The sequence below is a fragment of the Stutzerimonas stutzeri genome (assembly GCF_000590475.1).
Taxonomy (GTDB): domain Bacteria; phylum Pseudomonadota; class Gammaproteobacteria; order Pseudomonadales; family Pseudomonadaceae; genus Stutzerimonas; species Stutzerimonas stutzeri_D.
This window is the reverse complement of sequence record NZ_CP007441.1, coordinates 2,719,044-2,733,013: the sequence shown is the minus strand read 5'-3', so window position 1 is coordinate 2,733,013 and position 13,970 is coordinate 2,719,044. Positions and strand designations below refer to the sequence as shown.

Below are 13,970 nucleotides of genomic sequence, written 5' to 3'. Positions count from 1 at the left end.
TGGCTGGAAAGCAGCAGCGAAGCATTATTCGATAGCCTGTTTCGTTAGTTACCAACCAACTGATTAACAAACGTAACGGAACGACGGTGATATGCCCTTTGGCAGCCGTCGATATTCGATCACGACTCCTGTTTTGCCGGGCTGGCTTTTTGCCTGGAGCTTTTTTCTCGTAGAAAAGCGGGCACGATATAAAGTGCATCGATCCAATAACGTTTGGCCAATCTGCGGGGCTCCATGCACATGCGATGCAGCCACTCGAGCTTGTATTCGCGCATCCATTTTGGCGCGCGCTTGATTGTGCCCGTCGCAAAGGAAATGGAGGCGCCAATACAAAAGCCCATGCCCGAGCGTTCATGAGACTGAGTCGCTGCAGCCAGAACTTCCCCTCGTGGTGTCCCTACAGCATACAAAACCAGTTCCGATGGATTTTCTCGGACGAACTGTAGGCAGCGCTGCACTTCTTCGGGCTTTTTGATGAAACCCATCGGTGGGTTGTAGTGATACAGATCGATGCCGGGATAGAGTGCCCGAAGCTTGTCGGCTTCCGAGTGTAACGAACCGATCAGAACGACGCGCAAGCGATCCTTGTCGGCCCATCTGAGGATGTCCAGGGTTAGATCGCTACCAGGAATGGCCTCGTCCAGATGCACGCCCAGCCGTCCCAGCAGCGATAGCAGAATACGGCTGTCACAGAGCCTCCAACGCGCTTTGGCGTAGGCATCTCGCAGCTCTTCGTCATGCTCCAATTGAACGAGGTGATCTACGTTTGGCGTTACTACAAACGAATAGGGCTGTTTGACGCCCTCTCGGATGTAGGTCAATAACGTCTTCTTATTGCCGGAGTAGAAGTCTATTCCGAACGCATTAGTATCACTTGACACTCATTGCTACTCCCTTGAAAGCGCCCTTGATACCCGACCAGGCGAGGGTGGGATTTCTGAATTCCTTTATCGTTGTAACAGCTGAAAGCAAGAACGCGGAAGTGAGCGCGAAGAGCGGTCCATAGAATCGCTTATTGAAACGAGTTGCCGCGCGGTTGCGATAGTAATGGTAGAAAGCCGAGCGGTTTCCCAAGCTAAGGGAGCCATAGTGGAACAGACGGCTTTCCGGGATTACCTTGATCGAGATGCCGAAGCGTCTAGCGCGATACTGCCAATCCACTTCTTCGAAATACATAAAGTAGCTTTCATCCATCAGACCGATTTCTTCGGTCAGCGCTGCTGAAAATGCGAGGCTACAGCCCATTATGTAGTCCGGGGCATGTTGATGGACCTGCTGCTTTAAAGCTTCGAGGCTTTGGTCCTTTCCGAGCAGGCGTGCCTTGCCCAAGATTGGATACAGTTTTCCACCTCCGTAACACTCCAGTCGTCCAGAGTCTGCGCTCAATACGAGTGAACCGACAAACTGGCGGTTGTTACGCTGCAACGCTTCGAGTAATGGCGAGAAGGCATCACTGTCGACATAGGTATCGTTATTAACGACCCAGAAGTAGGTGGGTTGGAGATGTTCCATCGCCCAGCGCAGGCCATAATTGTTGCCACCCGCATAGCCGTTATTTTCCGGATTGCAAAGCAACGTTACCTTCGCATACGCCTTTTCATCCAGCCATTGCTGAAAGGCAAGAGCTGACCCATCCTGGGAATCATTGTCAACAATGACAATATGGTCGATTGTCGAGCAATGAGTGAGCAGGCTTTCTGCGCAGCTGATAGTTTCAGTAGCAGCTTTGTAGTTGAGAATAAGTGCGACGTTCATGTACTCGTTCCTTGCTGCGAAGATGGCGTGCGCGTAAAGCATGTACAACGAAAAGCATGACAACGATCGGTTGCGCATATTCGAATAGGCCGCTGAGCGGCCATATTACGAAGAGTGCCAGCATGACCGCGTAGTTGAAGCCCATGTCCGGGTTTATGTTGCGGGCAATGCGCTGATAAATAAACAGCGACATTGGCACAACCAGGAAGGTCAGAAACCCGAAGCGAAACATGGTTCCGATGATTCCTACGTCCGACAGAAAAAAATGTTCGCCAAAATAGGGGATGAACCCATCCTGCCACATCAGCGACAGTGAGCCACTGGGGAGCCAGTTGACCAAGTCCAGATGATTGAATATGGCAGCGATGGTGTAGGGGCGCACGCCGTCGTCAACATCGCCTTCAAGACTGTTTTGATAGAACTCGATGTTCAATCCCAGTGTTTTGAGAAGCTCTGGATAGAAATAGAAAGGGGATAAGAGAATGCATAACGAGGCGGCCCAAATGATGGCCTTTGCCCTTAGACAGAAAATTGTGAACGCAAGGCAAAGCACAATGAGCTGGCGAGTTTGTGTTGCAAAAACCAGTGTCATGAGGAGTATCGCAGCCATTATGAGGTAAAGGTTGCGTGATCGATTTTCTCCACTGATTGGGGATTTTCCTTTCGCCCAAGTCTGAATGCAGTAGAAATAGACAAAGCAAATCAGAAATGGGCCTATGGACGAACGATCTGGGCGGTCCCAGGCCGTTTGTTCTGTACGCAGATCAGGCAGCAGGCCGAACTTGAAGCACCAAGACAGGAATACTGCTAGCAGTGCCGCACACAAGAGCGAGTGCTCGAACTGTCGGGTTGTCAGCTTTTTTGCGAGTAATAAAAGAGGTGCGAAGCCAAAAGCGAACAGGATTCTTCGCTCTTCGATAAGCCCATAAGCAATGGGTTGTCCGAAGGTATAGAACGAAAATATCGCCGGCAGAACGGTAAATACCAGAACACTGTATAAGGCGTAGTACATTAAAACGCGCAGTTCTCTGGACGCATCTTCTGCGGCTGCGAGTATGAGGAGCAATGACGCACCCAGACAAACCGCCAAATAAGCTTCGTTGAGAAATTTTATTCCGATCGGGTTGTGCGTGCTGTCGCCGAAGACGGAGAAATGCAAAACGAGCGCCAACACCGTCACGGGTAAATAAAAGAATCTTGAGCTGATGTTTGTCATCACCTGAGTCCTTAGGTGCTTTTCCATTGTCCAGATCAACTACGCCCCAACAAACTCAAGCCACTGAACGCTGTCGTACCGATGCCGTCGATGCGTCGTCCTACGTATCTGTGTTTGCGGGTGTGTCAATTCAAATCTCGGCAGCGCGTCGGTAACCAGACGTTTTCGATAGCCGTCAGATCATTCTGAGTTCCGCTCGCATTCACCCGCTGATGCTCGGTCGAAACGTTGGACAATCTGTTAGTGGTTGGGTTGCGTGTGATTTTCAGGTTTCGCCAAAAATTCTGACCGCCATCACAACACCGCGCTGCCAAAAACTGGCCTACGTCAGGTACGGCAAGGGCAACGATCAAGGCCGCGACATCGGGCCATATTCTGTACAGCTATTGGCAATGTTCTTTTGCAGCACGTCCATTTGCGGGCGGTCCTTGCCATCGATGGGTTCAACGGCCAGTACGTATTTGCCCCAACCCGGACCGCCTGCCCAATAGGCGCTGGGAATGCACTGTTCGTTGAGGTAGCTGAGAAGGTTATCCATGGCGACCAACATTGTCTCGGAATGGCCGGGTACGCCGTATTCGCCCAGGAAGCCTTTCAGGTTGTGCTCCTGCAGCCACTCGACGAAAGGCCGAGCACGTTCCACACCTAGCATCGGGGCGACGTTTTCGTCGGCTGCGTAACGTCCGGAAAAATCTTTGTCGAAGTACAGATGGCCTTCGTACATGAGTTTGTCCGCCGGGTCTTCGATTAAGAAGTCTTCGTTCACCTTGCGCCAGTGGAAGGTGCTGGCCCAGCGGTCGCCTTCCAGGAATATCAGGGTGTTCATGTCCACCTGACGGATCGCATCGACCGCTGCCTGGGCCGCGGCTGGCCAAAGGCCTTTGGTGGAGTGGGGCTCGTTCATGATGTCGTAGCCCAACAGGGCAGGATGGTCCTTGAATTCTTCGGCAAGTTTTCTCCAGACGCTGGCGTAGGCCTCGTATGGGACTTCGGCAGAGCCGATCAACTTGCCTTTATATCGACCGTAGTTGTGCATATCCAAAATGATTTTCTGGCCATGCGTTGCGGCGTAATCGAGGGTTCTTCTTAGCAGGCGGATCTGATCGAAGTTAACGCCTTTGTACAGGTCGTGCTGCAGGCGCTCCCAGATGAACGGAAAACGAATCAGGCGGATGTTCTTGTCCGCGTAATACTTGAAGTGCTTTTCCTCTGGATAGAAATAGTTAGTGCCAACCTTGCCGGGCGTTATGTGCGGTGCGAAATTGGCGCCGGACATATTGATGCCGATCAGGTCGATACCTGTACTCTTTTCGCTGGATTGGGCCTGCACAAGCGACACACAGCTGACCAGTGTCAGGCCTGCAGCCAACCGTATCGCGCCAAATATGGGCGAAAGAAAGCGACGTACCATATGTACCTTGATCTCCGATTGAGTCATCTGGCGATTGGGCTGGTATTGACTGCGCAGCGGACCAACCGGCGGGCTCCGTTCGCCGAATTAATGCGAGCGAACGGGGCCGAGCGGCCGATGCGGGTCAACGAGTGGCAAGCTGTTGCTTGTGCGTCCGGCATGCGATACATGCCGGGGACACTTACTTGCTCTGATAGTCGTACTGGTAGTAACCGTACTCGCTGTAATTCGACGCTTTGCGAATAACGGCGTTGAAGATCACGCCTTTGACCAAAAGCCCATTCTGCTCGAGACGGCGCTTGGCGACCTCGATCTCCTTGACCCCGTTCAGACCGTAGCGGGTGACCATCAGAGTGGTGCCGGCCTGGCTACCGACCAGGGCGGCATCGGTGACCGCGAGGATCGGCGGCGTGTCGAAGATCACCATGTCGTACATGGTGCTGATTTCTTTGACGAAGCGAGAGAAGTTCTCATGCATCAGCAGCTCGGACGGGTTGGGTGGCAACTGGCCGTGAGCAATCACGTGCAAATTGTTTAGCTGGGTCTTCTGGATGGCATCGAACAGCGTAATGCGGCCGGACAGGATGTCCGAAAGTCCCTTCTCACCCTGGCAACGCATGACTTTGTGCAGGTAGCCCTTGCGCATGTCGGCGTCGACCAGCAGTACTTTCTTGCCGGATTGCGCGATCACCGCGGCCAGGTTGCTGGTGACAAACGATTTGCCGACGGCCGGGCTGGGGCCGGTGATCATCAGGATGTTGTTCTTAGCTTCGATCATGGCGAAGTGCAGGCTGGTGCGCAGGCTGCGCATGGCTTCGGTCGCCAGATCCGCGGGATCGTTGATCGTCAGCAGATAAGAGGCACTGCTCTTGTCACGCTTGAAGTTGGCCAGGCGTTTTTCCAACGCTCCCTGCTTTTCGCTGAACGGGATTGCGGCGTATACCGGAATGCCGACGCGCTCGATCTCTTCCGGATTCTCCACACCGCGCTTGAGCGCCTCACGAACATAAACGAAGGCGATCGCGAGCAGGCCGCCGAGCAGGATGGCCGCGATGACGATCAGCGGTTTGTTCGGCTTGACGGGCTCGTCGATGTCGGCGGCCGCATGGTCGATGATGTGCACGTTGCCGACGGTACCGGCCCGGATGATGTCCAGTTCCTGGGTCTTGTTCAACAGCATGGAATAGGTTTCGGATGACACTTCGACATCACGGTTCAGGCGCAACAGTTCCTGCTGGGTCGAGGGCAGGGTGCCGATCTGTTTCTCCAGCTCGGCCTTTTGTGCCTGTAGCTGATTGATCTGGTTCATCAGCGCCTGGAAGTTCGGATGCTGACGGGTGAAGCGGCGTTCCATCTCGGTGCGCTTGAGGTTCTGCTCGGAAATCTGTTTTTCCAGATCGACGATGCGATCCAGTACCGATTGGGTTTCGGCCGAGATGTCTACCGAGCGATTACCGGTCTGATACTTGTTCAGCGCTGTTTGGGCGGCGTCGAGCTTCTTGCGGACTTCCGGTACCTGTTCGCTGAGAAATTCCAGGCTCTGTGTCGCTTCGGCGGCGTTGCGTGCGACGTTCTGGTCGACATAGCGCTGCGCCACTTCCTCCAGTACTTGAATGGCCTTGTCCGGGTCCGTGCCTTCCAGGGTCACGTTGACGATGCCGGACTGCTTGCCGAGTTCGCCGGCGGAGAGGCGGTTCTGGTAGTCCTCGGTGGTGGCGTAGGTGCGGTTCTTGATAACCGTGAACGTAGTACCTGGACGCGCGTTGAGCTCGGCGACGGTAATACCGTAGTCCGGTGTTTCGACCGGCTCGCCAACAATGCCCTGAGCGACTACTTCGTCGTCGGGGTCACGCAGGATGAAACCGTTGTTCTCAGCGGCTTCCAGGGTCAACTCTTCGCCGTGCATCTTGTCCGGCACGATTAACTGAGAGACGCGCAGCGACTCGCCGCCCCAAGCATAGGACTCGAAACCGTCCGGGTACCAGCCCAGCTCGCCTTCTTCAGATGGCTCGAAGCGACGAAACACGAAACCGCCAATCAGAGGGAAGTGGTGCGGCTCGATGATGATGTCGAGATTGAGTGAATCCACCGCGCCGCCTACAACGGACCGCGATTTGAGCAGTGCAATCTCGGTCTGTGCCGGAGAGACTGCCGGCGCGTTGCCCACCACATCGGTAAGGCTGGGCAGGCCATTTTTCGGCTCGATCTGGATCATCGCGCTGGCGAGGTACACCGGAGTGGCAAGCAGCGCATAGGCGACACCCAGTGCAGCGAAAAAGCCTGTGATAACGAGGATCAGGGTTCGATTGTTGATGAGCGTGTCAAAGAGGTGGGCCAGGTCAATGTCCTTGTCCTCTTTGGTTTCATAGATGGGGCGGGGCATGGTGGTCATTGAAGTTCCTTCTTCTTATTTCAGGTAAGGAAGCCAGCTTTCGACGGACTGCGTCAGAAGGCTGTGAACATGTTCGAATGCGGGCTTGGATTGACGAAAGGGATCGGGGATTTCCATGTTGTCTAGCCATTTGCCCATCAGGAAGGTCTTGCCATGCACTTCGGGCGCTATTTGGCGGATGTGCTGGACGTGGCTCTGCTCCATGGCGAGGATCAGGTCGGCCTGGTGCAGTATCTCGCTATCGACCTGTCGAGCACGGTGGGACCTATGTTCCAAGCCGTGATCGGCAAGCACCTCATGTGCGGTCTTGTCCATTGGATTGCCCACTAATGCGCCTATGCCTGCCGAGCTAATCGTCAGGCCTTTTCCTTGGAGTCTGTTCGTCAGCAATGCTTCGGCCGCCGGGCTTCTGCATACGTTGCCGACACAAACGATCAATATGTTCTGGAACATGGTACTTAGCCTCTCAGCCCCGGATTCATGGACGGATGGGCATGCGTGTCACAGAACGCAAATCTGATATTTGCTCGCTTCATTAGTTCAATCTTCCTGCTGTGCTCGCGCATGAAGTGGCGTGTTGCCGTGGTGGGGCCGGTCAATGCGTGCTGCAGTCAGTAGACGTCCCTATTGAATAGCAAAGCGGGAATGGTTCGAGCGAGGATGTAGATGTCGAACCAGACCGACCAGCGCTCGATGTAGTCCAGATCGAACTCGACGCGCTTTTCGATCTTTTCGAGGGTGTCGGTTTCGCCACGATAGCCATTGATCTGTGCCCAACCGGTGATGCCGGGCTTGACGCGATGGCGCGCGGAATATTCCGAGACGGCGTCTTCGAACAGCACGCCAGCGGCCTTGGTTGCGGTTGCATGGGGGCGCGGGCCCACCATGGACATGCTGCCGAGAAACACGTTGAGCAGCTGGGGCAGCTCGTCGAGGCTGGTCTTGCGGATGAAGCGACCCACACGGGTAATGCGGTCGTCGTCACGGGTGGTCTGGCGCTCGGCGTTGGCATCCGATTTGGCGTGGTACATCGAGCGAAACTTGAACACCTCGATCAGTCGGTTGTTGTAGCCGTAGCGCTTTTGCTTGAACATCGGCGACCAGCCGCGCAGCGGCAGATCGGAGGCGATCAGGGTTGGCAGCCCGCCGACCTCGGTGATGCGTTTGTTGGCGTGACGGAAGGCGACCATGTCCGGCACCAGCAGCACGTTGACCGGCAGCTTGCGCAGCTCATTGATCACCTGGCCGATGCGGCTGTCGGCGAACCAGGGCAGGGCGACCAGAACCTGGGTGACCTTCTCCTCACGAATCATCTGTTCCAGATCACGCGTATTGCCCAGCAAGGGTAGGTCAGCGAGTGTCTTGGGCAGGCGCTCCAGACGGTCATCGATAAAGCCGAGTACGCCGGTACGGATGTCGCGGTGATGGGCCAGATACTCGGCGACGCGCAGGCCGTTATCGGTACCGCCGAGGATCACCGCGTTCTGCAGATAGACGCCTTTAGCCATCAGCCGACGAAACAATGCGAGCATCATCAGTCGCTCGGCGCCGAACAGGACGCCACTGGAGATGAACCAGAAGGTCAGGTGCTTGGCTTCCAGGTAGCTGAACATACCCAGTCCCTGGTGCATGAATATCAGTAGGCTGAACGCTGCGGCCCAGGCCACCAGCATGGTGCGAAAGCGCAGCAGCGTGCTGAACACTTCTTCGCTGTAGATGCCAACCGATTGGAAGATGACCACGCTGATCACGCCGAAGAACATCAGGAACGTACTGAAAGTCCCGCCACCCGCAGGAAGCTCGAGCGGCAGAAAAAGCAAAAGCAGGACGCCCGGCAATACAGCGGTAAGCCCGTGAATCAGGCGAACGCTGGCTAGAAAGTAATCAACGAAACTGGGGTGGGCGTACTCAAGGGTTCCAACGGACTGTAAGCGCATACAAGGCTCCTTCCTATGGCTATTGCTAGCTCAATACTCGTTTTGATCGCCGCGATCCGCGGTTCTGATGGCAGGCCGCTATCGCAACCCTCACCTGGACAAGTGCTCCGACCGCCTTGCATGGAATGAGTTCACCGTCAGGATGCAAAGTGCTTAGTCAGTAGACAGGATTAAAATCGTCACTAAAGGGTTGATATTAAAGGGGGTAGACGTAAGAGCTCGCTCGGTATCGAGTGTTTTGACGCGCGCGCTCCTGACCGATGGTCAACGCAATCTGCCGCTCGGCTTAAGTCGCACTCGGTCGCTTACTCACAACTTTCCGGTGACGAAACAGGTCTATTTGTCGATAACGAAATGGAAGCGATTGGAATGAATGAACCCAAGGCACTACTTGTTCTTCACGGGAAACAGGCGCTCAACGACGAGCTGCGTACGGCAGTCAACGAATGGCGTCAACTCGGAAACGAACTTGCCGTACGGGTGACGTGGGAGCGCGGGGATACTGCGCGTCTGGTGAAGGAAGCACTCGCGGCGGGATACCGAACCCTGATCGCCGGTGGCGGAGACGGTACCGTGCGGGAAATGACACAGGCTTTGTTGGACAGCGGCTCGGATGCCAGCCTGGCCGTGCTGCCGCTTGGGACTGCCAATGATTTCGCCCACGCCGCCGAAATTCCATTGACACCCTTCGAGGCACTGACCCTGCTCAATCGCGAGCCGGTGAGGGTCGATGTCGGAGAAATGAACGGTGAAATCTTCCTCAACATGGCCACCGGTGGCTTCGGTTCCAAGGTCACCGCTACGACTTCCGAAGAGTTGAAGCGGGTGCTGGGAGGCAGCGCATATCTGTTGACCGGCTTATCGCGCTTCAGTGAACTGCGCGCTGCCTGGGGGCGCTTCGTTGGGCCTGACTTCGCCTGGGAAGGCGATTTTTTAGCACTGGGTATCGGCAACGGTCGTCAGTCGGGCGGAGGGCAACAGCTGTGTCCGCAGGCTTCGATCGATGATGGCTTGCTCGATATCTGCATCGTCCCGGCGCCTGCCGATACGGTGGGCACCTTGGGTACGCTGTTAAGCGGTGGGCTGCTGGGAATCGATACCGTTTCAGTAACCGCGCGCGTGCCGTGGATCGAGGTTGAAGCGCCGGATGAGATCGACATCAACCTTGATGGTGAACCCTTCGCAGCTAAGCGTATGCGCTTCACGGTGAAGCGTAGGGCTTTGCGGCTGCATCTTCCCGAAGGCAGCCCGTTACTGCGGGATGAGCCGCTGTCTCGAGCTGCTCGCACGCCCGCCTGACCGTGGCGTACCGGCTGCCGGCTGATCAATCGGACGGCTCGCCGCGGGCCGATAAAATACTTGTTCCGATGAATAAAGCGCGAAGCTTTGCGGCCGATAGCTTGTTACATCCCTTATTCGCAAGGAGCCCGCAAAATGGCCGGCATTCTAGAGTCAGTCGATCAACGCACCCGCTTGGTGGGGCAAAATCGTCTGGAAATCCTCATGTTCCGGCTCTCGGGTCGCCAGCAATTCGCGATCAACGTGTTCAAGGTCCAGGAGGTGGTACAACTGCCGAAGATGACGCTGATGCCACACCGTCACGGCTCGGTCTGCGGGGTCGTCAATCTGCGTGGGCAGACGCTGCCGGTGATCGATCTGTCACGCGCTATCGGCCTGCGTCCGCTAGTGCCGGATGAGCGCAGCACCATCATCGTGACCGAATACAACCGTTCGATTCAGGCGTTTCTGGTCGGCGGTGTGGACCGCATTCTCAACCTCAACTGGGAAGAGGTGCTGCCGCCGCCATCCACTGCGGGACGTCAGCATTACCTCACGGCGATTACCAAGGTCGAGGACAAGCTCGTCGAAGTCATCGACGTGGAGAAGGTGCTCGCCGAGATCGTCCCGTATAACACCAGTATCGCACCAGAGCGTCTGGCGGATCCGTTGCTCGAGCGTGCGAGGGGACGTGAAGTCCTCTGTGTCGATGACTCGACCGTTGCCCTGGCGCAGCTTCGCGAGACCCTCAGCCAGCTCGGCATAACCGTGCATGCTGCCAGCGACGGCATGAAAGGGCTGAACAGGCTCAGGGCCTGGGCTGATGCTGGAGAAGTGCTTACTGATCGCCTGCTGATGGTCTTTACCGATGCGGAAATGCCGGAGATGGACGGTTACCGGCTTACCACCGAGATCCGTAACGATCCGCGCCTGCGCGATCTGTATGTGGTGCTTCACACATCTCTTTCCGGAAATTTCAACCTGGCGATGGTGCAGAAAGTCGGCTGTGACAACTTCCTTTCCAAGTTCCAGCCGGAGAAACTGGTGGACATTGTCCGGGAACGCCTGTTGCTGGACGAAGCTCGCTGACCCGTCCATCCGATCAAGGCACCTGCATGCATCTTTCTTCGCTGTACCGTTTTCCGCTCAAGTCCGGTTCCGCTGAAGCGCTCGAGGAAGGACGATGCGACGAGCTCGGTCTGAGCGGCGATCGCCGCTGGATGGTCGTGGATGCCGCGACCGGAAAATTCCTGACGCAGCGAGTACTGCCGCAGATGTCACTGCTGAGTGCGCGCTGGCAGGGCGAAGCAGCACTGTTGCTGAGCGCCCCTGGGATGGACACGCTGCGAGTATCGGTTCCTGGCTCGCAAAGCCTTATGCGTGGCGTTCTGATCTGGCGCGAAACCTTGCAGGCACCGGATGCCGGTGACGCTGCAGCGGCCTGGCTGACATGCCTGCTTGGGCGTCCGTGCCGGCTGGTGCATCTACCGAACGCACGGGGCATCCAGATCGACCAGGACTATGCCCGCCCTGGCGAGCTGACGGGATTCAGCGATGGCTTTCCGTTTCTACTGATCGGCCAGCGTTCGCTCGATGACCTTTCGGCGCGAGTGGGGCAATTGCTCGATGTGCGACGGTTTCGGCCGAATCTGGTGATCGCCGATGCGGCCCCTTACGCCGAGGATGGTTGGCGGCGCATTCGCATCGGCGATATGACGTTTCGCGTGGTCAAGCCGTGCTCGCGCTGCATCATTCCGACCATCGATCCGCTCAATGGCGTCCAGAGTCCGACCCGCGAACCACTGGCTACGCTGATGAACTACCGAAAGGTGAAGGGCGGCGTGTTCTTCGGACAGAACCTCATTGCCGAGGGCACCGGCGAGCTGAAGGTGGGCATGCCAGTAGAAGTACTCGAATAAGCAAAACCGCAGCACCGCAGAATGGGGCAGCGCAACACGCCGGAGGTGATGGGCTAAAGCAGTCTACAGCCAGCTTCTTCGACTACACGCTATCGTCATCACTGCCCTTCGAAATAGCGCTCGTGCCACTCGATCAGTGGCTGCGGTGAGTTGAGCTTTTGTCCGTAGATCACCGAGTAGGTCAGCACGTTCTGCACGTACTGGCGGGTTTCATCGAACGGGATATTCTCGACCCAGACGTCGAACGGCAAATGTTCGGCGTTCTTCAACCATTGACGAACCCGCCCGGGGCCGGCGTTGTAAGCCGCTGACGCGAGCACCCGGTTGCCGTTGAATTGACCGTAGATCTGACTGAGATAGGCGGCACCGAGCTGGATGTTGATGTCGGGGTTGAGCACCTGCTGCGGCGATGAAAGCGCAATGCCAAAGCGCCTGGCGGTTTCCTTCGCGGTGCTCGGCATCAACTGCATCAAACCCGTGGCTCCAACCTGTGAGCGGGCGTCGGCCATGAACGCACTTTCCTGACGTGTGATGGCGAAGACCCAGCTCGGGTGAATTTCCCGCGCTTTCGCCGCCTTCACTAAGCTGTTGCGATGGGCCATGGGGAAACGGACGTCCAGATCGTCCCAGTACTTCGCCTGGCTGATGGTGCGAATAGCGGGGAAATACCACTCCATCTCGTAGGCCAGCCGCGCCTGGGCGACCAGTTCATCTCGGCTGAACAGGCGACTGACGTGATACCACTCACGGCGACCGTCGACGATCTGTCCGCGTGCATGGAATTCCATCGCGCGACGGATGCCCGCGGTGTTGCGGACTTTCTGAATCACCTTTGGATCCAGCGCGAGTGGCTGATGGTTGAGCTTGTAGGGCGCCTGGATGCGATCGGCCGAGAGGAAACCATAGAAGTCTCGTTCGCTGGCGACCGGCCGATAGAGCTGAGCGGTGCGTTCATCGTTGGGTTTCGCCAGCTCCAGGCTGCGTGCTTTCCAGTAACGCCACCGGTTGGTGTTGGCGAGCTCCTCGGGGAATCGTTGGGTCAGCGCGTAGGCGTCGTCCCAGCGTCCCAGACGCAACAACAGGCGGGCCCGCCATTCACTGACGGTATCGTCACGCAGCTCGGGATCGTATTCGGCCATGACCTTTAACGCGCGCGCATCGAAACGTTTGGCCAAGGTGAGGCCGATCTGGCGGGCGATCGCGACCTTTTCGTCCTTCGAAAACGACAAGCGCTTGGCGTAGCTCTCGAGCAGCCCGAGGGCTTTTTCCGGATCTTTGCGCGCAAGCCGGCGCAGGCCGACCGAGACGATATCCCCCATGGTCTGGGTTGGCGTCATGAAGCGGCCGGTCTGATCAAGCATCTGAGGTTTTTGAGCGACGTCGATCAGCAGCTCGCCCTGCGTTTTCAGCGTCGGCAGGCTTTTGACGAGGAAGCTAGCGAGGCCGTAGTTACCCCTCTCGACCGCCAGTTTGGTGCGCTTCCAGCGTAGCTCTTCGGTAAGCTGTCCCGCGCCTTCCCAGCGGTCGAACAGTGCATCGCACGCGTTGTGCTGTGATTTTCCAACCAGCCAAAGCCGCTCGGCGGTTTCGTAACCTTGCTTCGTCTGGCCACTGGCGAGTTGGTATTGGCCGAACAGACAGTCCAGTTCGGCAAAGTTCATCTTCGGATCATAGTGCGCAACGAACGGCTGCCAGTCGCCACGGGCTGCGAGCAATCGCAGCCAACGCAGTTTCATCCAACTTGCCTGGGGCAAGTCGCCATGCTCAGCCAGAAATTTCTCGACTTCGTCATTGCTGGCGGTCTTCAGTCGTGCCGTCAGTTCGTCATAAGCCAGGTAAGGTTCGAGCGGGTAGTCCCGCAGTGCGCTGGCGTAGCGGCGATATGGGCCACTGTCGCCCTTGGCCAGGGCTCGCTTGGCTTCGTCGTAATATTGCCGTTGCTGTTGAAGGCTGGCGGCTTGAGTGGTTTCGAGGGTGAGGGCAGTGAACAGAAAGCACAAAAAGATACTGGAGAGTCGACCGCGCATGAGACTTCCGAAGACGGGGGCATGGGAGTTGCTGC

General features: G+C 56.7%; 11 protein-coding genes. 3 read left to right on the top strand and 8 right to left on the bottom strand.

Going from position 1 to position 13,970, the window contains the following annotated elements; all coding sequences use genetic code 11:
• Window positions 1–119: 119 nt before the first annotated feature.
• From CH92_RS12530 to CH92_RS12500, 7 genes are all read right to left on the bottom strand, one after another.
• Window positions 120–881 carry a WecB/TagA/CpsF family glycosyltransferase gene (locus CH92_RS12530; RefSeq protein WP_025242115.1) on the bottom strand — a complete coding sequence of 254 codons (762 nt, stop codon included), beginning with the start codon at window positions 879–881 and terminating at the stop codon, window positions 120–122.
• Complete coding sequence (locus CH92_RS12525) at window positions 871–1,755, bottom strand: glycosyltransferase family 2 protein (RefSeq protein ID WP_025242114.1); 885 nt, start codon at window positions 1,753–1,755, stop codon at window positions 871–873. Before CH92_RS12525 ends, CH92_RS12530 begins: the two co-directional genes overlap by 11 nt.
• Window positions 1,715–2,971 (bottom strand): hypothetical protein, encoded by a 1,257-nt coding sequence (locus tag CH92_RS12520; protein ID WP_025242113.1) that lies wholly within the window; start codon window positions 2,969–2,971, stop codon window positions 1,715–1,717. The genes CH92_RS12525 and CH92_RS12520 overlap by 41 nt, the downstream gene beginning before the upstream one ends.
• Before the next feature lie 349 nt (window positions 2,972–3,320).
• Window positions 3,321–4,382, bottom strand: a complete 1,062-nt coding sequence (locus tag CH92_RS12515) for a glycoside hydrolase family 5 protein (protein WP_025242112.1) — start codon at window positions 4,380–4,382, stop codon at window positions 3,321–3,323.
• Window positions 4,383–4,563: 181 nt separating this feature from the next.
• Window positions 4,564–6,774, bottom strand: a complete 2,211-nt coding sequence (locus CH92_RS12510; protein ID WP_025242111.1) for a polysaccharide biosynthesis tyrosine autokinase — start codon at window positions 6,772–6,774, stop codon at window positions 4,564–4,566.
• 15 nt (window positions 6,775–6,789) lie between these two features.
• Window positions 6,790–7,227: a low molecular weight protein-tyrosine-phosphatase gene (locus CH92_RS12505; RefSeq protein ID WP_025242110.1), complete on the bottom strand. Its 438-nt coding sequence runs from the start codon at window positions 7,225–7,227 to the stop codon at window positions 6,790–6,792.
• Window positions 7,228–7,385: 158 nt separating this feature from the next.
• On the bottom strand, window positions 7,386–8,711 hold the full coding sequence (locus CH92_RS12500; protein WP_025242109.1) for a sugar transferase: 1,326 nt from the start codon (window positions 8,709–8,711) through the stop codon (window positions 7,386–7,388).
• A 369-nt stretch (window positions 8,712–9,080) separates the two neighbouring features.
• Here CH92_RS12500 and yegS point away from each other — a divergent pair, with 369 nt between their 5' ends.
• From yegS to CH92_RS12485, 3 genes are all read left to right on the top strand, one after another.
• Window positions 9,081–10,010: a lipid kinase YegS gene (yegS, locus tag CH92_RS12495; RefSeq protein ID WP_025242108.1), complete on the top strand. Its 930-nt coding sequence runs from the start codon at window positions 9,081–9,083 to the stop codon at window positions 10,008–10,010.
• A gap of 135 nt (window positions 10,011–10,145) precedes the next feature.
• Window positions 10,146–11,078, top strand: coding sequence for a chemotaxis protein CheV (locus CH92_RS12490; RefSeq protein WP_025242107.1), 933 nt, complete (start codon window positions 10,146–10,148; stop codon window positions 11,076–11,078).
• 26 nt (window positions 11,079–11,104) lie between these two features.
• Window positions 11,105–11,908, top strand: a complete 804-nt coding sequence (locus tag CH92_RS12485; RefSeq protein WP_025242106.1) for an MOSC domain-containing protein — start codon at window positions 11,105–11,107, stop codon at window positions 11,906–11,908.
• Between the two features lie 98 nt (window positions 11,909–12,006).
• Here the strand turns inward: CH92_RS12485 and CH92_RS12480 are convergent, their stop codons facing one another.
• A complete protein-coding gene (locus CH92_RS12480) occupies window positions 12,007–13,935 on the bottom strand; it encodes a transglycosylase SLT domain-containing protein (protein ID WP_025242105.1) in 1,929 nt (642 codons plus the stop codon).
• Between the last annotated feature and the right edge of the window lie 35 nt (window positions 13,936–13,970).